The sequence below is a fragment of the Peribacillus sp. TE19612 genome (assembly GCF_056279465.1).
Genome location: NZ_JBWCCL010000004.1, coordinates 13,344 through 38,467, shown reverse-complemented (window position 1 = coordinate 38,467; position 25,124 = coordinate 13,344). Strand labels below are relative to the sequence as shown.

Below are 25,124 nucleotides of genomic sequence, written 5' to 3'. Positions count from 1 at the left end.
ATCACCAATTTTAAACATCGTCGTCCACGTCCTTTTCGATAGGGAGGAAACCACATAATATTACCTATGAAATCCCCCATATAATCCAATAATCATGAAGTTATTATGTCATGAAATAAGAAAAAGGGAAAGTGACTAAGCACATTTCCCCACAACTTATGATTGACGATTCTTTTAAATTAAATTCTCGTATACCGGTTCGGAATTCTTTAATTTTTCAACCTTTTCTTCTTGACCGGTATCTGCATTAATGAAAATACGGTAGGTATCGTCTTTAATTGTACCGAGAAATTCATAACAAAGAACTTCTTCACCAATATCATTGGTGATTAACGCCTTTCCTTCTTCCATTATTTTTACGTTGCTGTTGATTTTGTCCTTAGCCTCTTTCTCGGATATATTCGGATTCCCTAATTCCCTGGTTTTATGTGATTTTAAATACTCATCAGCTGAAAACCCTATAACGGATCCATCATCCAATGCGATTTTGACCTTGACTGAATCCGGATAAATCTTGACCCCATTTTCTGATGTCACGAAATTCAATAATGCGATATTATCGTATTGAGCACTTTCAAATAATTCAAGTGAACTGAAATCATGTTCCTTTAAAAAGACTTCGGCTTTTGTATAGGCTTGATTCAAATCAATATTTGTTTTGTTCACATCTCTATTATTGATATACCAAATAGGGTAACCGCCTTTTTTTGTCAAATCCATATTCAATTCAGTATCGGAATCTTTATCGAGGATGCTCACACTATAAAATCCATAATCGGAACCTTTTCCGTTTTCTTCCACATTCACCTTCAAATTTTTGCTTTTTGAGTGTGCATAGTTTTTTGCTGTCGCGATTGCTTCTTCTTTCGTAATGGTTTCACCTTGCAAATTTTCGAAGTTTTCATCCCTCTGTTGTGCAGAAGTAAAAGTCGGGTTCATCTCATTCGTTTCCCCGTACCCAGATACTTTTTTCTCTACCGTCTTTAATCCGTCAATGATCGTGTTATCCGAATTTTCATTCCCTGATGCAAGAGCCATTTCGACATCCATCCATCTTAAATTGTTTTTAAGGACTAGATACTGCACTTTCCTTAACTCGCCCTGGATGTCTCCTGCCTGTGTGTACAAGGATTGCAGTGTCGCATATTCCTTATCATTCAATGGTTCTTTTTCAAGGTCCCGTACCGCTGTTTTATAACTGAAGTCCGCAATTTTTGATAAAAATTCCTCTGTCTTGTTAAAAGGAAGCAAGGTCAATGGCAACTGCCCGACATCACTTTGGGCTTCGGAAGTGATACGCCAAACATCTGTTAACGCCGGACTTAATGAATAACGTGAATTCATGGCCAAAGTACTGCCGACCTTATCGTGCAATAAATCCACTTGATAGCTTAAATCATGAAAGGCTCGCTGATACGTATTTTCCGCGTTGATTAATACAGCATTTTTTTCCTTATGTTCTTGATAACCCCAGAATGCAGTTCCCGCAACAACTACAACAAGCAGGGCAATCACTATATTCCTGATCATTTTCCTTCACCTCTTTACTTACAAAAGATATGTTTTCCGATTCTTTTAATTTGTTCCCTTGACCAGATCCATTTGCTTGTTGCCGTATCGGGATTAAAGTAATATTCTGCATTACCGGTTGGATCCCACCCATTGATAGCATCCACCACGGCTTCTTTCGCCCTTTCGTTCGGTGTAAGCCAAATCTGTCCATCCGCAACAGCAGTAAACGCCCCAGGTTCAAAAATCACTCCCGAAATGGTATTAGGAAATGCAGCACTTTCCACCCTATTCAGGATTACTGCTGCAACGGCAACCTGACCAGTATATGGCTCCCCTCGCGCCTCTCCATAAACGGCATTGGCCATCAGCTGTATATCGTTTTGAGAATACCCCCCTGGAAGATTGGCAGATGTCGTTGGTTTGGAAGGGGCCTTTCCGGTAGCGGTCCCTCCAGTTCCAGATCCTTTCGCTTTTACCTGTTTTTCAATGGGGACTCCCCCATAATAGGTGAACTCGTTTCCTTTATTGATTTGCTCATGAACCCATGCTTTATTGAAATTAGACGCATTCGCCAACTTCTGTTTTGTTGTAGTCCCTGCTAAACCATCGATTGGAAGCCCGAAATCTTGTTGAAAGTTTCGAAGTGCCCAATAAGTGCCCCATCCATAGGCTCCATCAATCTTTCCCTTATAGTAACCGATGTTTTGCAGGCGTGCCTGCAGTTCAATTACATCATTTCCAACCGCACCTTTTTGAATGACTTGGCTCGAAAAGGCATTTGTTCTTGTTTCCGGGTAAATTCCGAAACATATAGTTATACACGAAAACAGCAAAAGCCATTTCCATTTTGACGAAATCCCTTTCATCAAAAACACTCCTCTTTTTCTTGAATTAATGTAATTCTATTTTCTTCTTTACTGACTTTTTTATTCCAAACATAAAAAAAACGGAGCGGGCAAAATATGCCAGCACTCCGTTTTTTGATAGTATTCGTCATTTGCTAAGGTAATGATTCTGTGAAAGTTTTTCTGCGTGAAAGTCAGACAACAAACGTGCTTTCTTTACTTTTTTCATGCCTAACCACCATAGATAAATCATGAATGGCATAATAAAGTACACCCAAAATTTTTGGGAAACCAAAATATAATCGTAAACCCCATGTAACGAAATTGGTATGATCAATGCCAAAAATAAATAGACCCTATTATTCGAAGCCGAAAATTTCGCCTTGCCCAAATAATATCCCATGATCACACCGAACAAAGCGTGACTGGATACAGGGAGAACGGCCCTGAGAAAAGCGTGTTCCACCCCGTTGGCCAGCAGGTACAAAATATTCTCCATTGTGGCGAATCCAAGGGAGACTGCAGCTCCGTAAACAATCCCATCATAAGGCTCATCGAATGCCACATGCTGATAAATAACGTAAATGAGTATGAACCACTTGAAGAATTCCTCAAGCAGTGCAGCCCATAAAAAAGCATTTGCTAAATCCGTATTCAAGATATGTTCGGTTTCGAGCACATACTGTATGAACATAATCGGAAATACAAGAAAAACACCGAATATAAATGTTTTGACCACAACCGATATCGGTTCAGTCTCATATTGATCTTTCAAATAGAAATAGCTCAGTAGCGCCAATCCTGGCGCAATGGCCGCTGACAACATGACCAGCATTAGCTGACCCTCTTTTCATCTTCGTTTCCTTAATCGTACCATGGAATGAAGAAAAACTGAATCCAAGAATCAACTCTTCCATATTTTATTTAATCCTTCATTACTTAAAGAAAGTCTCATCTATAGGGTTTTCGCTTGCCAGCATGACAGCTAACTTGATTCGTGCCTTCTTGCTGTCATAATCAGCGCCTAAAATCACACCGCGTTGTTTTAGATCAAATGCGCTGCCTTCATAATCATAAGCAGGGTACACTTTTCCTTCTTCTGCACTTGTAGTCATGATGATCGTTATTCCTTTATCGATTGCAGCTTGTATGGAGGTTACCATTACAGGGGTGACTTGTCCCCTGCCTACACCCTCGAGCACGATGCCTTTCGCACCGTTTGCAACCGCAGCATCAATAAAGAGGCCGTCAGCTCCTGTATGGCACTTGATGATATCCACCCTTGGGATGCGATTCTGAATATCATAACACTCCCTATGTAAAGGTTTCTGATAGATGCTCACGACATCATTATCAATTATCCCTAAATATCCATAGCCAAAAGATTCGAATCCCTGTAAATTGGAAGCATGCACTTTTTTGACATACTTTGCTGAATAGATCCGCTCATTAAAAACGACCACTACCCCAACATCCCTAATAAGATCACTCGCAGCGCATAATATCGAATTCCTTAGATTGGAATATACATCGGTGCCCACTTCTTGAGGAGAACGTTGGGAGCCGGTTAATACGATTGGACGTTGATCTTTACTCGTGACATCAAGGAAATATGCCGTTTCTTCAAGTGTATCCGTACCGTGTGTCACGACGATTCCCGTAACTTCAGGATCCTCCAATTCCTTTTGTATGGCTGATTGAAGCTGCTGCATTTTCTCAAAGGACATGGACATGCTTGAAATCTGGAAAAGATCAACCACTTTAACCTCGATATCGCTGGGCAATTCGCAAAGAGATGCCAACTCATGGCCAGTCAATGCACCAGAGGCCAACATCCCATTCGCAGTTTCTTTACTGGCAATAGTCCCACCAGTCGTTATTAATGATATTTTTTCCATACGGTCACAGCTCCTCATTTATATCATTCACTTTTCTTTAACGGCCAAATGATAGGCAATCAATCCACCATGAAACCTGCCGTTCTCGATGAAGATTTCGTTCGCATTATTTCCGGCTGCCAGAACTCCTGCAATATAAAGACCTTTAACGTTCGTTTCCATCGTTTCCTCGTTATATGCAGGCCTTCCGGTCTCCTTATCAATAGTAATGCCCATTGCAGCTAAAAAGGAATGGTCAGGATGGTAACCAGTCATTGCAAATACAAAATCATTTTTAATGACTTTTTCCTCATCACCTACATGATAAATCACGCTGTCTTCAGTTATCCTGTCGACATTCGCATTAAATTCCATCTTGATCGTTCCATTGCGGACTAATGATTCGAATTCCGGAAGAATCCAAGGTTTGATACTTGGAGAGTAATCCGATCCTCTATAAAGGACTGAAACCCTTGCTCCTGATTTGACCAATTCCAAAGCTGCATCCACACTTGAGTTTTTGCCACCGATGACTGCAACATCACAATTATAGTAGGGATGGCCCTCCTTGAAGTAATGAAACACTTTAGGGAGCTGTTCGCCCGGTATGCACATATAGTTAGGATGATCATAGTATCCGGTCGATATGATCACATGCAGAGCTGTATAGTCCCCTTTCGATGTCTTGACTAAAAACTTGCCATCTTCTCTTTTTTCCACTTTTTCCACTTTTTCGAATGTATTGACCCGCAATTCTTTCCTTCTGACTACCTCCCTATAATAGGCTAGCGCCTGATTGCGGACCGGTTTACGGTTTTCGATTATAAAAGCGACATCACCAATTTCCAGTTTTTCACTCGAACTGAAAAATGTTTGATGTGTCGGATAACGGTAAATGGAATCAACCACATTTCCTTTTTCAATGATCAGGGACTGTATTCCCACTTCTTTAAGAGCGATCGCAGCAGCCAATCCACACGGGCCCCCACCTATGATAATGACTTCTTCAACATTCATCTTTATTCTCCACTGCCTTTCCATCCACTATGTGATACGTTCGTCTAAAAATAAAAACTCCTATCAATACATGATAGGAGTTTTTACAATTCATTTCAATGATAAAGCAATGAACATGATGTTAACTATATATTAATACTGATTTGAATCCTTTTAGATCCAACCACGGAAGCGGGAAGCTTCAGCCATTTTTCTTACGCCGATCATATAAGCCGCTAGGCGCATATCAACGCGTCTTGATTGAGCAAGTTCATAAATGTTATTAAAAGATTTTACAAGGATTTTTTCCAGCTTTTCGTCCACTTCTTCTTCAGACCAGTAATACCCTTGATTATTTTGTACCCATTCGAAGTAAGAAACCGTTACACCGCCAGCAGAAGCAAGCACATCAGGAACAAGAAGGATTCCGCGATCCGTCAGGATTTGTGTCGCTTCAATTGTTGTAGGTCCGTTAGCTGCCTCGACAACGATCGATGCTTTGATATCCGCAGCATTTTCTTCAGTGATTTGGTTTTCGATTGCAGCCGGAACTAAAATATCACATTCCAATTCAAGCAGTTCTTTATTTGAAATTGTGCTTTTAAACAATTTCGTTACGGTTCCGAAACTATCTCTCCGATCGAGAAGATAATCGATATCCAATCCCTCAGGATCATGGAGTGCACCGTATGCATCTGAAATACCAATGACTTTAGCTCCTGCGTCATGCATGAACTTAGCTAAGAAACTACCTGCGTTACCAAAACCTTGAATGACGACCCGTGCCCCTTTAATATCGATGCCGCGTTTCTTGGCAGCTTCATTGATACAGATCGTTACACCCTTAGCAGTGGCTGATTCACGGCCATGAGAACCACCAAGCACTAGCGGTTTACCCGTAATGAATCCTGGCGAGTTGAATTCATCCATACGGCTGTATTCATCCATCATCCAAGCCATGATTTGAGAATTTGTAAATACATCAGGTGCCGGGATATCTTTAGTCGGCCCCACGATTTGGCTAATTGCGCGAACGTAGCCCCGGCTCAGTCTTTCAAGCTCACGGAATGACATATTACGAGGATCACAAACGATACCGCCTTTACCCCCGCCGTATGGCAAATCTACGATGCCGCATTTCAAACTCATCCAAATGGATAATGCCTTCACTTCACGTTCCGTTACATTAGGGTGAAAACGGATACCGCCTTTTGTAGGCCCAACAGCATCGTTATGCTGTGCACGGTAACCCGTGAAAATTTTAACCGATCCATCATCCATGCGTACCGGTATCTTCACCGTCAATAAACGCAAAGGTTCCTTCAACAGCTCAAAAACTTCTTCCGGGTAACCCAGCTTATCCAAAGCTTTATGTATTACAGTTTGGGTTGACCTCAGTACGTCGTGTTTTTCTTCTTCATTTACATGGCTATTGCCTTTTGCCGATTCCATTAAAAGTACCTCCTAGAAAATCTCATCCGTATATAAAATTATAATGTACAAATAGTCCTCTTCATGTGCTAGTATACACCTTCGTTACATTTATGCAAGAGTAAAAATGGGAAATTAAAAGTTGGAAATATTCTAAAAATGAAAACGTTATCATATCAACTGCTTTCTTACTCTTTTACCGTATATCTTGTTCGGCCGAAAGTTGACACAAAAAAAGGCAAACCACATTTTTTCACCGTAATGCGGCTGCCTTGTCTCATTTGTCTTACGTCAGCTAAAATGTGTGAGCAAAACATGTATCGCTTCATTTTCGATTATACATGTTCCATATTCATTGATGCGGCTGAGTGTCAATGTAGATGCATGGCCATACTCAGCCGCTAGAGATATGACCGTGTCATATGTCGTGTCTTTAACATTTTCGATAAGTAAATAGTATCTACCCTCAAAATGATAAAGGGTACTTTTAAGCAAACCTTGAAAAGATAATCTATGAGATAATTGGACGATATCTTCAAAGTCATCGAAAACATAAAGAATATGGGGGAAGTCATCAATTTTCACCTGTAAATCCAAAAATTCCTCTTCGTCTGCCAATAGTTCCTCTTCTTCCTTTGTCACAATGATTATCAACCCTTGTGCAGGCAAGGAGAAAATTTCGATTGCAATGGAGCCACTCATTTTAAAGCTGAGTTCTTCGCACGCTTCTTCGACCATATCCTGAAATAGCTTGTGGACCTTTAAGGAATTCCCTAAAATATCTTCTTTCGTTATGCCTCTATCAATTAAATCATCAAGGGTCAAAAAAATCTTGATTTTATTATTAGTTAATCGTTCCAGCTTCATAAAAAAATGCCCCCTGGTTACCATCTTCATACATCATATGAAGCCTTGATCGCAGGGTGCATATCCATTATTTCTCCTAAGACGGCCGTCGCTAACCTTTCAGCCACTCCTCCCATTTCGATTGCGTGTCCCCCATTAAGACTCCGCTGAAGGCAGTTCGGTCTTCTTCAGAAATAAGGCTCAAAGCCGCACCGCCAATACCCACCTTCAAATCCGGAAAATCCTTTATTAACGCTTCAACCAGCTTTAATGTTCCAGCAAGATTCTCTTTCAGTGAACATGACATGAATAGGTAAGAGGGCTTAATGATGTTTAAAACGGTGAAAAGGTCCTTATCAGCAATGGATTCTCCTAAATAAATGGTTTCATACCCTTTCCGCTTCAAAAAAATGGTGAAGATTAATAGTCCAAATTCATGTTTTTCACCGGGAGCACAAACGGTAAGGGCTTTCGGAAGAAAACCATTAGTCGGAATTGTATGCATAACCGAACTGATCCTGGATTTTATTATGTTCGACGCAAAGTGTTCATGAGCGGAAGTAATTTCTCCCCTTTCCCACTTATCCCCAATCTGAACCAATATTGAACCGAGTACATCCACTATGGTTTGTTCGATTGTATACATACTGAATGCTTGGCTTATCAGCATATGGGCTTTATTTTCATTGAAATTCAATAGAGCTTCGATTAATTCATCCGTTAACTTAATCGCTTGCTCATCCTTACGGTTCGTTTCAGGAACTTCAGGCGCAAGTGTGCCAGTACTTTCGAGAAGTGAAACGGCTTGGCTTATTGTAAAACCTTGCTTTGTTTTAGTAATGAGCCACTTAAGGATTTGCAGGTGTTTTTCAGTATACAGCCGGTGCCCCGATTCATTCCTGACAGGTTCGATAAATTTATAGCGCCTTTCCCAAGCCCTAAGGGTTCCCGACTGAATGTCCAGCAGTTTTGAAACTGCCTTAATATTATATTTACCTTCTTGCATGGTTTTACAAGGCCTCCAATAACTGTACGATCATTTGATGAAATTATAGTGGATTTTTCAAGGTCTGTAAAATCCCGGTATGCTCGCTTAAAAGCAGCCTAATAGGTTTTTTCCACAGCTTCGCTTATTTCAGTGTCTGTCCCCCTTTTCAGGGTGAAGAGGTGCGTTTCAGGCTTAGCTTCAAGCCTTAAAGGCACTGCGCTTGTCCCATAGCCATTACTCGTCATATATATACATTCCCCCTCTTTGTTAACACTTCCGATCTGATAGGGCCCGAATCCGAATATGCGTATCTGCCCGCCATGGGTGTGACCTGACAGGACAAGACTAATATGGTGTTCCGGAGTCAACTGTTTCTTGACCAATGGATTATGGCTCACCAAAATCCGGAAATCTTCATTCCCGCAATCCGACAGGGCAAGGTCAAGCCTATCACGTTCTTCCGATATATCATCAATGCCCAGAAGAGCGATTTTGCTGCCATTCTGAGACTCAAAAGAAACAGCTGTATTATCAAGGATTTTCACCCCATGTTTCAAAAGAGTCGCATCCAGTTCATGGAAGTCTCCTTCATAATCATTATTACCCCAAACAAAATAAAGGGGACCAAGTTCTTTTAGTTTCAAAATATTTTTTTCCACACGTTCTAAGGGAACCCCGCTTTCCCTAATGTCACCGCCGATTATCACCAAATCTGCCTTGTTACGTGTTTCCTCAATCAATTTATCCGCAATGATCCGCCGATGAAGATCGGATATAAAAAAAATCCGCACATCGCCAAAGCCTTCAGGAAAGTCTTTAAAATATAGGTCTTGAGAAACCACCCTATCTTGCATAGCCGTACGCCACATGTAAAAGATCATGGCAAATGACAGCAGGATGATGATTAAAAATAATCCAGATAACCATAACATCTTCGTTAAACCTTCTTTCCATCCTTATCCAAACGTACTTTCATATAACCATAAAACGGTATTACCCGCAATTAAATATGATTTAACGCGATCATCATTTATTTTCATGATATAAGTTAATATCATAATTCTTCTTCATCATTTCAAAAACCTTATGGCGATTTTTCCATTCTTCCTCTTTTTCCCACAATTGCTTACTTTTATTAATGATTTCACAGCGTAGCAGTTGAAACTCCTTTTCAGCTTTATCTAGCTTTTTTTTAATTAAAACCATATATCCATATAGACCAATCGCTGCCGCCAAAAAAAGGAAATGGCTAAAATGGTCGACGAAAACACTAAACATGCTGAAAAAGGAATAGGAATAAGGTACAACGATATAAAAATAAAGATAAATCATAAAAAGGACAGCAACAATCATGGTTGCCCACAAGCTTTGAAGGTGCTTCTTTTTAAGTGCCTCGAATTTTTTCTTCCGATCCACGACATTTTGCAGCATTTGTTTTGTTGCTTGATCCGTTTTCTCATCCAGTAAAATGATTGTCGATTCCATCGCATTTCCTCCTCTGCTCTTTCAAATCATGATATGAAAGAGTAGAGGAAAAAATGATAATGTACCTGACACGATTGCCTTCATACTTACCGAGTCAAACAATTTTAAAAACACCCTGCCTATAAAAGACAGAGTGCCATCATTATTTCTTGATTGGAATTTTCAATACCTGACCTTTGGAAATTTCATTGCCATTCAGCCCATTCCACTCCCTGATCAGAGCAATCCCTTCCTGTGATTTGTAGTAATTCATGGAAATGCGAAATAATGTTTCTTCACCTTGAACAGTATGTAAGACAACTTTGTATCCCTCTTTATCCGGTTTAGCGGCTTGTACATTTTTCTTTTCTGCTGCTGATTTCTTTGCCTTTTCCTCAGCTTCTTGCTGCGCTTTGGCTTTAGCCTCAGCTTCTCGCTGCGCTTTGGCCATTTCCTCAGCTTCTTGCTGTGCCTTGGCTTTTTCCTCAGCTTCTTGCTGTGCCTTGGCTTTTTCCTTAGCTTCCTGCTGCGCTTTGGCTTTAGCCTCAGCTTCTTCTTTTTCTTTCTCCGCTTCAGCCTTTGCCGACTCTTTTTCCTTTAAGTCCTCTGCCGTTGCTGTAGTTGGAATCGATTCTATATCTTCCTCTTTTAAGACGACTTGGTCACTTTTAGTAACAGGTAAAGGCCTATCCTGAAAATATGTATAAAGGCTGTAAAATCCAATTGGAAGCAAAATGAAAAATAACGCTAATAATTGTATCATTGGAAGTTTAATCTTCACTTTACTTTTTTTCTTTTTATTCTGGTGGACTTTGCTCCGTTTGGGCAATGATGACTTAGCCTTCTGGCGTTCAATTCGCGAACGAAGTTCACCAGCCTGATCATTTTCTTTTTCATTCTTTTGCACCCGGCTCATTCAAGTCACCCCCTTTCTTGCTAAACCCTCTTTGCTTTTTGTTCCTGATTAAAATACCAAGGATAAAGTCAATCAAAAAGTGGGCCGTAATCGTCACGATGATATTATTAGTCATTTCAAATAGAAACCCGATAAAGAAGCTCAAAACCAATACATTTAAAAATAAAAACCAATTAAAAAGGTAACGATAATGAACGGCTGCAAAAATGAGGCTCGTAAGAAGCAAACCAAAATGTGTTTGCAGCACTCCACGGAATAATACTTCTTCACTTATCGCTACCACTAAAGCTATAACAAATATCATCGGGTATGACAAATTACTGAAAATGCGTTCGTTAATACCGCCATCATCCTGATAGGAAGATGGTGTCACTTTCATAAGCAATATGTCAATTAACACGACAATGACTCCAGCAGGAACACCAATCAGCAAAATGTTCAGGTCCCCAAAGATAAATAAGTCGAAAAAAGCAGAACAGTCTTTAAATAAAATAATACCTAAAAAGATGGCTAACGTTAAGAGAATAATTTGTGTAAGAAACAAATTATATAGCAACTGTTTATCTGTAAGTTGTTTAATTAATTCAGCTTGCTTATTTTTCATTGCCATTTTCCTTCTTTAGTAAGATATAAGCCAATTCCTTTTTCCAAGTGGAAAAGGAATTAGCCGGATCCACCTTTACTTCCGGCCATACATCAGCCATTTTTTCGGCATCCATCCCACAGATATCACAGCAGATGGGGTTCGCTTCCCGATGCTTTTCTCCAAAATAGTCCAGTATCCCTGAACGGCGACATTCCTGTGCATATATCCAGTGAAGGAATTTATGCAGCTTTTCTTGATTACTGGTTTTCCTCTTTTGACAATACTCTTTCATCTCTGCCACTTGATCCTGGTTATTGCCCATAATAAACTGGGTAAAAAAACGGAGCTGGATTTCGTTCAACGAAAAGGATTGCGACAGCTGCTCTTTTTCTGAGGGGGTCAAATTCGCCAGATTCTTTTGTGATTCATTAAGGAAAGAACATACACCATCGATTTGCGAATCCGTAGGCAACTGTTGCTCCATCAAATGAAGGGGAAGCCCTTCATCCCCTTCGCTATATAATAAGACAGCCACACTTTGTTTCCGGTCTCGCCCCGCCCTGCCAATCTCCTGAAGATATGCTTCCATCGTGGACGGGATATGAAAATGGATAACATATCTGACATCCGATTTATTCACACCCATTCCAAAAGCACTTGTTGCGCATATGATTTTCAACTGGCCGGAAATGAATTGCTGCTGAATGAGCATCCTTTGTTCCTGCTCCATTCCACCGTGATAATAATTGACACTATCGATCCCGTTATCCTGTAAAAAACCAGCGACTGATTCCGCCACTTTTTTAGAGGAAAAATAAATAATTCCGCTTCCGGTAAATTTCCTGACAAGCTCCAGCACACGGGCTAGCTTCTCATCATAGCTGAACATTCGCTCGATAATAATGGCAATATTTTCACGATCAACGGATGAGACCATTTCCTCGGCCTGCCCAATGTTAAGTTTAACAACGATGTCCCTCCGGACCTCATCGGTTGCAGTTGCCGTCAGGGCAAGCGTCAACGGATTATTCAGTTCACGCCTCACTTCTCCTAAATTCAAATAATCCGGACGGAAATCGTACCCCCATTGTGAAATGCAGTGTGCTTCGTCTATGACGAACAAGCCTATTTCTATGGATTTCAAGGATTTTATCACACCATCGATGCTCAGCATTTCAGGAGATAAAAAGATAAAACGGTAACTATGTAACCTATCGAAAGCTTTCCTTTTTTGATTAAGCGTCAAAAAAGAGTTGAGGGTCAATACACTTTTTTCGCCGCTCATCTTCAGCTGATCCGCTTGATCCTGCATTAAAGATAATAACGGGGAGACAATTATGACAGTCTTATTTACCAGATAAGCCGGCAGCTGATAACATAATGATTTACCTGACCCGGTTGGGAGCATCGCTAATGTATGACGGCCGGACATCAATGATTCAACCACTTCCTTCTGTCCAGGACGAAATTCATCAAAACCGAATTTTTCTTTGAGGACTCGTTCTATGTTCATCATCTCTCACCTATTTTCGCAAGTACAAGTCTTATTTGGAAAAAGCTTATTTGTTTATTATCGACCATCTGCTTGATAGCTTTAAGCTTTTTTGTACCAAGTTCCTTAATCGCTTCAGCAATTTCCCTCTCATCCTCGATTTTCACATAATCGGAAATCGGAAAATCTTTTTCCGATAAAACAATTTCTACGAGGTGATCTTCGATGGTGTTGACTTTCAATCTGCGGATTTCAGCTATTTCACCGAGGTTTTTCCCTTCCTGGATGTATCGTAAAGTAGTCTTTGTAGATTGTGTCAAATGAGGATTACCACTTCTTTTCCAATCATTGGTTAATGAGGATAAGAGAGGGTAATCACTACCCGTTTCCATTTCTGCAAGCATTTGATGCAATGAGTCAAGGAATGTATAGCGAACATACTCTTCTTCCGCATTTTTCCTTTTTGCAATCTGTTCAAACGTTAGTCCAATCCTGTTTATCCCGGTCAATTTCAAAATGAAAATGTCTCGTTTCATATCACTTTGATCTTCTAAAAGGGATACCAGTTCATCATATAGATGTTGGGCAATCAACGCTCGATCCTGACGATTGGCATGTAAAAATTCCTTTACGAAGAATTGGATTTTGGGATTTCGTTGTATCGGATAAAAACGTCTTTCATTGTGGACAATATGGGATATGGTTTGAATGAGTAAGTTTAACCTTCCCCAAAAAACAGGGGTGATATTGTGATACTTCCAACCATTTAAATACTCCGGAAAAGGATTATTTTTAAAGTAATCGTCCAACATTCGTTCACCTTGCAAACTAATTTCATATGCATCTGGTTTATCCGTTAAATTGATCAAGTCATGCTTAAGTGAATGTTCAATGTTTTGATTTAATTGCTGACGGGTAAATCGAGGTATTGTCCCAAAAATATCCGTTAACCCGAATAAGTGGGCATCTTGGATGGTTTGTGACGATTTCTTCCCCTGCAGCATATGGTATATAGCATAAATGGAGCGCTCACCTTGAAATTTTTTTATCGCATATAGAATGATGGCCTGTAGATAATTATTCATGGGACTCACATCCTTGTTTCATTTAACCAATAAACCCATTGTAACAAAAATCTGCAAAAACCGCCGTTATTATTGATGAATACAACGGAAATTATGTGACTAAATGACGAAACATAGAAAGGACCAAGTTAATTATTTCGATGTTTTTCGTTGACATTCAGCTACATGATAGTTATTATCAATACAATTTCTATTGAAAAGTTTGGCATTCGGTCTTACAATAAGAAAGAGATAATAATCTGAAATAAAAAGATTATCAGTTGTTAATCAACTTAGGAGGGGTTATATTCATGGCTAAATTTACTATTGTGGATAAAGAAACATGCATAGCTTGTGGAGCTTGCGGAGCAGCGGCACCAGATATATATGATTATGATGACGAAGGGATTGCATTTGTTACCCTTGACGATAACGAAGGTATCGTTGAAATTCCAGATGTACTTATAGACGACATGATGGATGCATTTGAAGGATGCCCAACGGATTCCATCAAAGTTGCTGACGAGGCATTTGACGGAGATGCACTAAAATTCGAATAAAGGTACAAGCCATTTTCAATCGAGAATGGCTTTTTCTTTTGGCCAATGCACATACCAAAAAACAGGCATAAAAAAACAACCGGATATGGGTATCCGGTTGTTTTTTCATATCTATCGTCAATGCCATTAAGCATTTTTATATAATGTTTGCTTATTGATCCATGTCTGTAATTTAATGAACAGCAACATGAATACAGATGTGATGAGCACGCCTTTAATCACGTTGAAAGGCAAGATTGCCGTGGTAACGAACTTTCTTGACTCGGGCGCCGACATGGCATCCCATCCCATAAAGAAGGTATAAGCCGGTAAAAAGACAAAATAGTTTAATACGCTCATGAATACTGCCATGGAAACTGTTCCCGCAAGTAAGGCGAACGTCATTCCTTTTTTTGAATTGATTTTCTGAAATACATAATAAGTCGGCAAGACAAACAGTATTCCGGCTATAAAGTTAGCTATATGCCCCACAGGCACAGCAGTCAAGGTCCCTGTCATGACTAAATCCAATAGGTTTTTAATGAACTCGACTAGAATTCCAGCCATCGGACCGAAAATCAATGCCGCCATCAGTGCTGGTATGTCGCTAAAATCAACATTGAGAAAAGGCGGGAATCCTGGAAACGGGAAATTTAAAAGCATCAATAAATACGATATGCTTCCCATCATGGCAAGTGAGACCATTTTTTTCACTTTGTTCTTTTTCATAGTTCTCTCTCCTTCTTTTCCGATCTACCTGAAAAAGAGGTTAGGATTCCAAAATATGTTGATGTTCAATAAAAAACCTTTAATTCCAATGGAATTAAAGGGATAAATTAAAGGTTACATCAAACAAACGTTCAGCAAATAACTGTTGAAACGCACTAAGGAACCTCCATCTTCTCCCATCCAGACTATACTGTCGGCTTTGGAATCACACCAAATCCTGCCTTGTAAGGCTCGCGGGCTTAGAAGTAGAAATTCTTTCATCACCGCCGGTGGGGAATTGCGCCCCGCCCCGAAGATAGACCTATAAAATTTTTTATACTTCCCATTATATCTGAAATACCTTTTTTTTGATAGTATTTTTTCTCATTTGATGCATGTAGGATGAATATCGATCGTCGCAGTGAACGGCTTAAAACAAATGGCGGATTTACAATATGACAATTCGAAAATTTTTCACAAAAGGAGACGAAGCTATTTATATCGCCGCATTAAACGGATGATCAGATGAAAATCATTTGTTTAAGCGCTTTCATTCAGATAAGCTAAATTGACATTATCAGCATTTCAATTGTAAAATTAACTGAAATTTAAGATAATTTTTTCCTTAGGAAGGTGTTTAGACGTGTATCGGATTTTAGTAGCAGACGCCATTAAACCAGAAGGACTCGGACCGCTTTCAGAGGCATCCAATATCCATCTCATTCAGAAGACCGTAGAGGAAGCTGCAAACGAACTTGATCAGATCGATGCAATTCTTGTGAGAAGTGCAACAAAGGTTTCGGAAGATTTAATGAACCGTATGCCGCAGTTAAAAATTATAGCACGCGCTGGTGTCGGTGTTGATAACATAGACATCCCCGCAGCGACAAAACGCGGGATTGTCGTGGTTAATGCACCTGACGGCAACACCATTTCAACAGCTGAACATACATTCGCGATGATGGCTTCATTATTGCGCCACATTCCGCAAGCTTATGCTTCATTGAAAAATGGGGAGTGGAAACGTTCTTCATATACGGGAACTGAACTTCGTGGTAAAACATTAGGCATAGTTGGCTTTGGACGCATCGGAGGGGAAATTGCCAAACGTGCTAAAGTGTTTGGCATGGATGTCATTGTCTATGACCCGTTCCTGACTGTAGATCGTGCAAAGAAAATGTCCGTAACGGCCCTGCCATTGGATGAATTGCTTCCTAAAGCAGACATCATTACTGTCCATACACCACTAACGAATGAAACTAGAGGATTAATTAATAAAGAAAAACTGCTTACCTGTAAAAAAGGGGTTTATGTACTGAACTGCGCCCGTGGTGGAATTCTAGACGAAGATGATTTATATGAAATGTTAGTTGAAGGGCATGTTGCAGGGGCGGCACTGGACGTTTTCGTCGAAGAACCTCCACTTGGCCATAAACTGCTGGAACTGGACAGCGTCATTGCTACACCGCATCTAGGCGCTTCCACGAAAGAAGCCCAATTAAATGTCGCCGTACAGGTTGCCCAAGAAGTATTGACCTATTTCGAAGGAAATCCAGTCTCAAGTTCAATCAACCTTCCGGCCATATCTAAAGAAGTGTTTGAAAAGGTACAGCCATTCCATCAACTTGTTCAGCAAATGGGATCGATTGCTTCCCAGTGCATGAATGAAGGAATTCAGGAAATCTCCGTTACATATGCAGGAGAATCTTTGGATTTCGATACCGCGATTCTTACAAAAAGTCTAATCTCCGGCTTTTTAAGATCAAGAGTCGATGCATCAGTCAATGAAGTGAATGCCTTGTTGATCGCAAAAGAGCGTGGCATAACCATTGGCGAAAAAATCTCTACGGACTCTTTAGGTTACTCGAATTTGATCAGCCTTAAAGTAAAAGGTGACAACCGAGAATTAACAATAAGTGGGACCTATATCGAAAACTATGGTTCTCGAATTGCAAGTTTGAATGGTTTCAAAATCGACTTTCATCCAGAATCGAATTTACTTTATATCCAGCATACCGATAAACCCGGTGTAATCGGTAACGTAGGTAAGATCCTGGGTGATCACGGAGTGAATATCGCCACCATGCAGGTTGGCCGAAAAGAAGCTGGCGGTGAAGCCATCATGGTTTTGAGCTTCGATTTACCATTAGAAGACAACATGAAACAGTTTTTAATGGAAACAGAAGAAATTACGTTCATGGCCCGTATTTCATTATAAGAAGAAAAAAGTGCCCCGCAGCGCGGGCACTTTTTTCTGTTAATGCATTCAATTCACTTGGTTCGGTGCTTCTGGCACCAATATGTCTTCAGTTAAATTCAACTGGCCCACCTCTTCAATAGGAGCATTTTCAAACTTCACTTTTTCAAAACCAAAATCCTTAGCTATGAAGAGTATGGCTTCTAAAGCTTGAACGGTTTCCTCACTATTTTCAATAACAGCTTGATCTGATAGATGAATGATCACAAGATCTCCATTAGAGCTTATCCTTTCCCATTTCAGGTCATGGGGGATTGCAGGTGAAATTCCCTCGATGTCCGCCTCCCCTTTTCCGGCTTGCAGCGCCTCCTCAAAGTCCCGATAACCCATATTGCTTGGAACAAGGAAACTTGGAGAGGACTCATCCCTTTGATAAAGAAGGTATGTGCGTTTTTTTTGATGAGGTATATCCATCTCCTTTAAATATCCCGCATGTGCAAACCTGGCACCTTGCTTACCTTCTGTGGAAAATGTCATTTTCTCTATATTGTTATAGGAAAGCGTTTCTTCCATCGAATGGAGAAAAAGTGTATCTTCAGCCAACAGTTGGCTTTTTTCTGGAAAATCAATATGGGCAGTGTTTATATCGTTTCCTTGGCTAATCTTTATATCAAGCGGAAAATAGTCAGATAGCCCATATTGCGCTTCATCGATATCGGACATTTGATTAACTAACTGATTCAGTGTATCACTTTCATCATGATGTTTAAGTTTAATTGAAATGGGAACGATGAAATTCATTTGATCATCTGGGACACCCATCGTAATGATCGAGGCATTTTTAAGGTCATCCTTATAGATCGCTTGTTCAAATGTTTTTTCCTTTTCCCCTTTTCGCGGTTCCATTTCTGAAAACTTGTCTTTGGATTCGATTTTCGCTTGGTTACTCGAAAACTCTTGAGCTTCCTGTTTATCTTCTGAGGGCTTTTCTTGGTTACTTGTATCCTTCCGTTCAAGATCTGCCATTTCCTTACTTTCAGATAGAGATAATTTCCCACTGCTGCCGCTGTCTTCTCGACTTATCGTTCCTTTTATTTCAATAATGAACGATGATGCCAAAACAACCATTAAGAATAAGGAGGCAACACCCGCGAATAGAGGTATCCAGTGTTTCTTTTTCTTTTTATCATGTATTCTCGCATACACCTCTGCCTTGGTTCGGTCATCTTTTAATTTCGGAAGCTCGCGCAGCATGTCTTCAATTTCGCTTTCTTTCCAACGGGATCTCCTCAATGCGGTGGCCCTCCTTTCCTGATAAATCTTCCATCAACTTTTTAATGGCCTTCAAAGCTCGGTGCTGGGTCGTTTTCACCTTACTTTCACTCCAATTCAATACTTCAGCAGTTTCCGTAATGGACAATCCCTGAATATATCGTAAAATGATCACGGATCTTTGATTCGTGGTACACCGGTTTAAGCATTGGTAAATATCTTGGATTTCATCGTTCTTGATAGCCACTTCCTCGGGAATGGGCTCTTCATCTTTTAGCAATTGCCTATCCCAATCAAAATTAGGAAAGATTTTGTCTTTCCACCCTTTTTGTTTCCGAAAGTGATCAATCGTCACATTTCTTGCAATCGAATACATCCACGTTTTTTCACTGCTTTTTCCTTCGAAGCGTTCATAGGCCTTCATCACCCGGATATAGACCTCCTGAACAAGGTCTTCGGCGGTTTCTCGATTTTTAGTCATATAAAAAATGAATTGATATATTTCCTGATGATATTTTTCATAAAGATCGTGGAAAACGGAATCCATCATTTCCCCACATCCGTTCATAAATATAGTCGTCAATCTTAAACAAAAGTTACATACTTCGGCTTTAATCTTATTATAAAATTCCGTTAATTTCCACATATCAGGGACTTCTTATTTGTTTCCTAAAAAAACAAAGACAAGTTGGAAAGAAATCCACTTGCCTTTGTCTTCGCAGTTCTTTATGAAACAAGATTATCTGGCGATCCACCTGTCATTCATTCAGCGTTTTCCATAATTCGAGGCAAAATGATACTGAACGTCGTCCCTTTATTAGGTAAACTGTTTACCGAAATGTAGCCATCATGGGCATTGATTATATTTTTTACGATTGCCAAACCCAATCCGGTACCCGAACGGCCGCGGGTCCTTGCTTTATCCGCTTTATAAAACCTCTCGAATACAAAAGGCAGATCTTCTTCAGGAATTCCAGATCCAGAGTCCCTCACATCAATGATCAGTCCCCTTCGATCACTTGTCCTCTGAATGACATCAATGTTACCGCCTGGGGGAGTATGACGAATCGCATTATCAATTAAATTGGTCAAAACCTGTTCAATACGGTCCGGATCGAAGTGCCATTGAATCTGATCGTCTTGCAGGCTGGCTGATATGGTAATCCCTTTTTCTTTAGCCAGCCCAGAAAACTTACTTGTAATCCTCTTTAAATATGGAGAAATAGGTACACATTCATAGCTAAGATTCATTTTACCCGATTCCAATTTAGCTAGATCGAGAAGATCATTGACTAAACGTCCCATTCTCAAAGATTCATCATAGATGATGCGGGCCATTTCCACCTTTTCTTCTTCACTGCCCGCAATGTCATCTACAATCGCTTCACTATATCCTTGCAACATTGAAATCGGGGTCCTTAACTCATGGGAAACATTCGCTATGAAATCAGTCCTGAGTTTGTCCATCCGTCTTTCATCACTCATATCCCTTATGATGGCCACCGCTCCCCGAATATTGTCGCCATTTGTATATAGCGGACTGACAATCAATCCCCAATTACGGCCCTGCAAGGTAATTTCACCGACTTGTTCCTTATCGAAGGACTCTGATTCATCAAAAAGATTCATCAAAACCAAAGGAACATTAACATTATCTTCCCGGTTATAGCCCTTTTCAAAATACCAGGATTGCAGAAACCTTTCCGCTGGCGGATTCGTTTCAAGAATTGTGCCGTCTTTATTAAAGGTGATGACCCCATCTGCCATACTGCTAAGAATGCTGGAGAGATGTTCCTTTTCCTGACTAAGTGCATTCATATTGAATTTCAGTTGCTTCCTCATCTGATTAAACGCTATGGCCAGCTCACCGATTTCATCTTGAGTCAGTATTGGAACCTTTGTATCAAATTTCCCCCGGGCAATCGCTAGGGCGGCTTCCCTCATCTTCACCAATGGAGCATTGATTCTTGTAGATAAAAAGAAAGCAAAAATCGTTGTCAAAATAATGGCGATGCCTGCTGCCAATAAAATGAACTGTGTAGTGGATTTTGTGGTTTCTTCCATGGACTCCAACGATTGAAATAGGAACACTTCATCCTGCTCCCCATTCAATTCAAGCGGAATGCCTACCACGATTGCGGATAAGCCCTCGTTTCCCGCATCTTCGGATAGCGCCATTTCCTTTTTTACAGTCTTTCTTTCCGTAAAAACCTTGAGCAATTCGGGGTCATTTTTAATGAGTTCCGGCGTGATTTCAAACTCATTATCTCCACCGATGGATGAGAATACCATTTTGTCATCATTAAGAATGATCATTTTCGTTTCATTGCCTATTAATTCCGAAGCTATTTGTAATACCTCATTGCTGGATCCCTGATGTTCATTGGTCACCTTAATGATTTGTTCAGCCGTTTTGGTTAAATCATTTTCAATATTTTCAATTTGGAAATTCTCAAAGAATTCGACCAGCAGAACGGTTAAAACAATTAATACAAACGACACGAGCAATAGGATCGTTGCCCATAGCTTCCCTACAACACTGCCCCATAGCATCAGTCATTAATGACTTCGAACTTGTAACCTACACCCCAAACGGTCACAATCATCTTGGCTGCGTTTTCGGATATGCGGTTTAATTTTTCACGCAAGCGTTTAACATGCGTGTCTACAGTTCGAAGATCTCCAAAGAATTCATAGTGCCATACTTCTTTTAACAATTGCTCCCGGTCAAAAACCTTATCTGGGGATTTCGCCAAGAAATATAACAATTCATATTCTTTCGGTGTTAATGAAACCTCTTTGTTATCAGCAAGTACACGGTGGGCATCATTATCTATTGTTAGATGTGAGAAGACGATCACATCTTTTGCCGTCGTTTCCGTCTGCATGTAACCTGTGCTTGAAGAGCGACGCAATAAAGCTTTAACCCTTAACACGACTTCACGGGGACTGAACGGCTTTACGATATAATCATCGGTCCCCACTTCAAATCCTTGAACGCGGTTCACTTCTTCCCCTTTAGCCGTCAGCATGATAATTGGAGTCGTTTTCTTTTCCCTTAATTCACGGCAAACTTCGATTCCATCTTTCCCAGGCATCATAATATCCAATAAAATCAAATCATAATCATTTTCAAGGGCTTTTGTTAAAGCCATATCTCCATTTTCAGCTTCATCAATTATGTATTCTTCTCTTTCCAAATACATCTTTAGCAGCCGGCGGATTCTTTCCTCATCATCCACCACGAGAATTTTAATAGCGTTATACATTATGTAATCAGCCTCCTATCATATATTCTACAAAATGAATACTTCCATGACTAATACTTTTTCCTTACAAAGTACGATAAAGAGCCATTTTCGAGTGGCTTCCATGAACCTTTCACCATTTTGTCACAAAAAAGACTCCGACCGCTCATTAAGAATGGATAATTGCTTTTTCACCAAAATATTCTTATTAAAAGGGATGAAAGGAAAAAGGGATCATTCTCTAGAAAAATCGATAAGCCAACTCCTCGACGTTTCTATCAAAAGACCCCCTTCATCTAATTATTACAATACAGAATCAAGCATATGAATGCAAACCGGCAATAACAAGATTGACGAATATCAGGTTAAACATGATGATGGCAAAACCGATGACGGCAAGCCAAGCCGATTTTTCCCCTTGCCACCCTTTAGACATCCGCAAATGCAAGAAAGCCGCATAAAACAACCAAGTAACCAGTGCCCAGACCTCTTTCGGATCCCAGCCCCAGAATCGTGTCCAGGCCACTTGAGCCCAGATCATTGCAAAAATGAGGGCACCGAGTGTAAAGATTGGAAAACCAATAAGAACCGAACGATAACTAATCTCGTCCAATAAATTCAAATTCACATTTTTAACGATCGGTTTAATCAGTGCTGCCACTCTTTTGCGAGCAATCAACCTTATTAAACCATACAGGACGAGTCCCATACCGAATGACCAAAGAACGGTATTCAGTTTCTTGGCATTGATCAGTCCAGGCATGTCCACCAGCGGTTCAAATCGATCCGTCTCAATGAGTTTCCCTTCATTGGGACCTACCAATGCCGGCAGGTTGAATTCCTGTTTGACTTCGGCACCTTTTTTATCGACCCAATCAAAATTCGCCTTATAATCCATGGCAGCAAAAGAAGAAGTGATGATGACGAAACCGATGGTGCAGACTAATGTGAACATGATGACTTCAAGCCAGAACGTTCTTTTGCTTGATTGTGTCTGATCAACGAATTTGATTAAATAAATGATGGCAGTAACGAAACTTATGGCAAGGATTGACTGTCCTGCAGCTGCGGTCGTTACATGAATATGGAGCCAATCGCTCTGCAAAGCAGGAATGAGTGGCGAAATCTCTGTAGGGAACATACTTGCATAAGCGATTATCAATAATGCAATCGGTAAAGCGAATAGCCCAAGGGCAGGTGTTTTATAAAGAAAATAAATTAATATGAAAGCACCGACCAGCATCATTCCGAAAAAGGTCGTAAATTCAAACAGGTTACTTACCGGGGCATGTCCGGCAGCAATCCATCTGGTGATGAAATACCCAATTTGCGCTGCAAACCCGAGAATGGTGACGAAGATGCCCAGTTTTGCCCATTTGTTTTGTTCTTTTTCCTCCGCACCGCGTTTATCCTTGATCGATCCCCCGAATAAAAAGGTAGCGATCAGATATAAAATGAAAGCTGCATATAAAAGGTTACTGCTTAATTCAGCCATTTAAAACTTCCCCCTTACTAGAAGATTTCTCCTCTTCAAGTTGATCCATTGGTTCGGAAAGTGATGTTGATTCTATTGCTTGTTTTATATCCCTTTTAATGCCGTGCCAGTTTTTGTTTGTATGGCCGGCCAAAAGTATCTCATCATCTTTCCTTTTAATCCATATACGCCGGTGATTCCAATAAGACCCTTGGACAACGCCGATCATGAAGATGATTCCACCCGTGAATAGAATCCAAAGCGTTAAATCCTTCCTGACGGTCAAAGCCGTGACATCTTGGGTTTCCACACCATTAAAAGCCATTTTATAAGTGTTTTCCCCTAAAGGCTCCACAGTCTCCTTAATCGCTACGAAACTGACTTCACCCTCTGGCTTATCCGGAGTATGCATCTTAAAGATAAATGCTGGATTATTCGGAATCTTCGATATCGTTCTAGGTTCGCCTTTTTCATCGAACTCGAAATCAGGGAAGTAACTGATCAAGTCAACAGAATATCCTTCTTTCAACTCGTATTTCTTTTGAGGGTTGTTCAAATCAACCTTTAAGCTTCCATATTTCTCTTCGGTTTTTTTATTTATCAAATTAAAAGCCATCGTACTGAGCTCATCCAATTTATAGTCTACTTGGTAGAGGGCATAATGATCATGTTTCAGAGGTTCATTGACTTTGATTTTATAATCTTTAAGCTTATCAAGGTCTACTTTTTCCCCTGGTAAGGTTTCTCCCTTGCGCTCATAGAGCGTAACATCGGATTGATATGTTTTTGCGATCGTACCGGTTTTATCAATTGCAGCACTGTACTGCTTATCTTCTTCACTCTCTTTGTCATACACCTCTAAGGTAAATTCATTATTCTGAAGATAGTATTCACCATTTGTACCGGGGATTTCTTTCCTCTCGCCTTCACGCAGCCAAAGTACTTTGTCGATATACATCCCAGGGACGGAACGCAATAATGCTCCAATTAAGAAAATGATAAGTCCAATATGATTGACATAGGGTCCCCAGCGTGAAAAACGACCTTTTTCGGCAAGTATATGACCGTTTTCCTCTCGAATATGATAACGCTGCCTTTTTAGTCTATCCTTTACTTCTTCAAGGTTTATATCTTGTTCTTCAAGCTTTGTCACCCCATAAATCCGCTGACGTTTCATGAAACCGTCATGACGTGTGACCCCTTGCTTTTTTAACGATCGATATAACGGAAAGAACCGGTCGATACTGGCAATCAATAGTGATATGCCCAGCATGCCTATGATAATCAAATACCACCATGAACTATACAAGTTATGAAACCCGAGTTCATAATACACCCTTCCGAACCAGCCATATTCCAGTTCATAATGCTCTGCAGGCGTCGCGGTTGAAGGGATGTACATTTCCTGGGGTAAAATCGTCCCGATAGCTGAAGCGATCAAAGCAATGACAATGAGCGTCACCCCGACCTTAACGGAAGAAAAGAAATTCCATATTTTATCGATGATCGTTTTTTTATATGTTTGTGAACGCCTGGCACTTCCTTCATATCTCATATCAATAAGCTTGTTCTCTTTTTCGTTACCAAGCACCATTCCGCATTTCCCGCATATCTTTGTGCCAAACGGATTTACATGACCACAATCGCATTTTACTTCTTTCATGTCAAA

General features: G+C 40.2%; 23 protein-coding genes and 1 riboswitch. Of the genes, 2 read left to right on the top strand and 21 right to left on the bottom strand.

The window, feature by feature from the left end; translation table 11 throughout:
• Positions 1-174: 174 nt before the first annotated feature.
• The 14 genes from ypeB to ACZ9AO_RS08255 all read right to left on the bottom strand — a co-directional run bounded on the left by ypeB (position 175) and on the right by ACZ9AO_RS08255 (position 14,038).
• The gene (gene ypeB / locus ACZ9AO_RS08320; RefSeq protein ID WP_476108848.1) at positions 175-1,530 is read right to left on the bottom strand and encodes a germination protein YpeB; all 1,356 of its coding nucleotides are present in this window, start codon (positions 1,528-1,530) and stop codon (positions 175-177) included.
• Between the two features lie 14 nt (positions 1,531-1,544).
• Entirely contained in the window at positions 1,545-2,369 is an 825-nt protein-coding gene (sleB, locus tag ACZ9AO_RS08315; RefSeq protein WP_375541175.1) for a spore cortex-lytic enzyme, read from the bottom strand.
• A 136-nt stretch (positions 2,370-2,505) separates the two neighbouring features.
• On the bottom strand, positions 2,506-3,192 hold the full coding sequence (gene prsW, locus ACZ9AO_RS08310; RefSeq protein ID WP_251540842.1) for a glutamic-type intramembrane protease PrsW: 687 nt from the start codon (positions 3,190-3,192) through the stop codon (positions 2,506-2,508).
• Positions 3,193-3,292: 100 nt separating this feature from the next.
• Entirely contained in the window at positions 3,293-4,255 is a 963-nt protein-coding gene (locus ACZ9AO_RS08305) for an asparaginase (RefSeq protein WP_476108847.1), read from the bottom strand.
• 27 nt (positions 4,256-4,282) lie between these two features.
• Positions 4,283-5,251: a YpdA family putative bacillithiol disulfide reductase gene (locus ACZ9AO_RS08300; protein WP_034308062.1), complete on the bottom strand. Its 969-nt coding sequence runs from the start codon at positions 5,249-5,251 to the stop codon at positions 4,283-4,285.
• 153 nt (positions 5,252-5,404) lie between these two features.
• Positions 5,405-6,682 carry a Glu/Leu/Phe/Val family dehydrogenase gene (locus ACZ9AO_RS08295; protein ID WP_048681753.1) on the bottom strand — a complete coding sequence of 426 codons (1,278 nt, stop codon included), beginning with the start codon at positions 6,680-6,682 and terminating at the stop codon, positions 5,405-5,407.
• Between the two features lie 270 nt (positions 6,683-6,952).
• Entirely contained in the window at positions 6,953-7,528 is a 576-nt protein-coding gene (locus tag ACZ9AO_RS08290) for a genetic competence negative regulator (protein WP_095389680.1), read from the bottom strand.
• Between the two features lie 91 nt (positions 7,529-7,619).
• Positions 7,620-8,513, bottom strand: coding sequence for a MerR family transcriptional regulator (locus ACZ9AO_RS08285; protein ID WP_476108846.1), 894 nt, complete (start codon positions 8,511-8,513; stop codon positions 7,620-7,622).
• A gap of 98 nt (positions 8,514-8,611) precedes the next feature.
• Entirely contained in the window at positions 8,612-9,427 is an 816-nt protein-coding gene (locus ACZ9AO_RS08280; protein ID WP_476108845.1) for a metallophosphoesterase, read from the bottom strand.
• A 94-nt stretch (positions 9,428-9,521) separates the two neighbouring features.
• Positions 9,522-9,980, bottom strand: coding sequence for a YpbF family protein (locus ACZ9AO_RS08275; protein WP_034308074.1), 459 nt, complete (start codon positions 9,978-9,980; stop codon positions 9,522-9,524).
• A 142-nt stretch (positions 9,981-10,122) separates the two neighbouring features.
• Complete coding sequence (locus ACZ9AO_RS08270) at positions 10,123-10,875, bottom strand: LysM peptidoglycan-binding domain-containing protein (RefSeq protein WP_476108844.1); 753 nt, start codon at positions 10,873-10,875, stop codon at positions 10,123-10,125.
• Entirely contained in the window at positions 10,853-11,479 is a 627-nt protein-coding gene (locus ACZ9AO_RS08265) for a lysostaphin resistance A-like protein (RefSeq protein ID WP_476108843.1), read from the bottom strand. The genes ACZ9AO_RS08270 and ACZ9AO_RS08265 overlap by 23 nt, the downstream gene beginning before the upstream one ends.
• A complete protein-coding gene (locus ACZ9AO_RS08260; RefSeq protein WP_289322375.1) occupies positions 11,469-12,974 on the bottom strand; it encodes a RecQ family ATP-dependent DNA helicase in 1,506 nt (501 codons plus the stop codon). Before ACZ9AO_RS08260 ends, ACZ9AO_RS08265 begins: the two co-directional genes overlap by 11 nt.
• Positions 12,974-14,038, bottom strand: coding sequence for a YpbB family protein (locus ACZ9AO_RS08255; RefSeq protein ID WP_289350386.1), 1,065 nt, complete (start codon positions 14,036-14,038; stop codon positions 12,974-12,976). The genes ACZ9AO_RS08260 and ACZ9AO_RS08255 overlap by 1 nt, the downstream gene beginning before the upstream one ends.
• Positions 14,039-14,328: 290 nt before the next feature.
• On the opposite strand from ACZ9AO_RS08255, the gene ACZ9AO_RS08250 reads away from it, so the two are divergent.
• Entirely contained in the window at positions 14,329-14,577 is a 249-nt protein-coding gene (locus ACZ9AO_RS08250; RefSeq protein ID WP_034308087.1) for a ferredoxin, read from the top strand.
• A gap of 126 nt (positions 14,578-14,703) precedes the next feature.
• Here ACZ9AO_RS08250 and ACZ9AO_RS08245 read toward each other — a convergent pair whose 3' ends face one another.
• A complete protein-coding gene (locus ACZ9AO_RS08245; protein WP_034308089.1) occupies positions 14,704-15,285 on the bottom strand; it encodes an ECF transporter S component in 582 nt (193 codons plus the stop codon).
• A 164-nt stretch (positions 15,286-15,449) separates the two neighbouring features.
• A riboswitch (FMN riboswitch) is annotated at positions 15,450-15,586 on the bottom strand.
• 321 nt (positions 15,587-15,907) lie between these two features.
• On the opposite strand from ACZ9AO_RS08245, the gene serA reads away from it, so the two are divergent.
• On the top strand, positions 15,908-17,482 hold the full coding sequence (gene serA, locus ACZ9AO_RS08240) for a phosphoglycerate dehydrogenase (protein WP_476108842.1): 1,575 nt from the start codon (positions 15,908-15,910) through the stop codon (positions 17,480-17,482).
• A 48-nt stretch (positions 17,483-17,530) separates the two neighbouring features.
• Here serA and ACZ9AO_RS08235 read toward each other — a convergent pair whose 3' ends face one another.
• The 6 genes from ACZ9AO_RS08235 to resB form a co-directional block, all read right to left on the bottom strand.
• Entirely contained in the window at positions 17,531-18,754 is a 1,224-nt protein-coding gene (locus ACZ9AO_RS08235; RefSeq protein ID WP_476108841.1) for a GerMN domain-containing protein, read from the bottom strand.
• Entirely contained in the window at positions 18,720-19,280 is a 561-nt protein-coding gene (gene sigX / locus ACZ9AO_RS08230; protein ID WP_048680217.1) for an RNA polymerase sigma factor SigX, read from the bottom strand. The genes ACZ9AO_RS08235 and sigX overlap by 35 nt, the downstream gene beginning before the upstream one ends.
• Positions 19,281-19,495: 215 nt before the next feature.
• Positions 19,496-21,289, bottom strand: coding sequence for an ATP-binding protein (locus ACZ9AO_RS08225; RefSeq protein ID WP_048680105.1), 1,794 nt, complete (start codon positions 21,287-21,289; stop codon positions 19,496-19,498).
• Positions 21,286-22,002: a response regulator gene (locus tag ACZ9AO_RS08220; RefSeq protein WP_034308096.1), complete on the bottom strand. Its 717-nt coding sequence runs from the start codon at positions 22,000-22,002 to the stop codon at positions 21,286-21,288. Before ACZ9AO_RS08220 ends, ACZ9AO_RS08225 begins: the two co-directional genes overlap by 4 nt.
• A gap of 295 nt (positions 22,003-22,297) precedes the next feature.
• Complete coding sequence (ccsB, locus tag ACZ9AO_RS08215) at positions 22,298-23,476, bottom strand: c-type cytochrome biogenesis protein CcsB (protein WP_476108840.1); 1,179 nt, start codon at positions 23,474-23,476, stop codon at positions 22,298-22,300.
• Entirely contained in the window at positions 23,469-25,118 is a 1,650-nt protein-coding gene (resB, locus tag ACZ9AO_RS08210) for a cytochrome c biogenesis protein ResB (protein ID WP_048680112.1), read from the bottom strand. The genes ccsB and resB overlap by 8 nt, the downstream gene beginning before the upstream one ends.
• Positions 25,119-25,124: the final 6 nt, after the last annotated feature.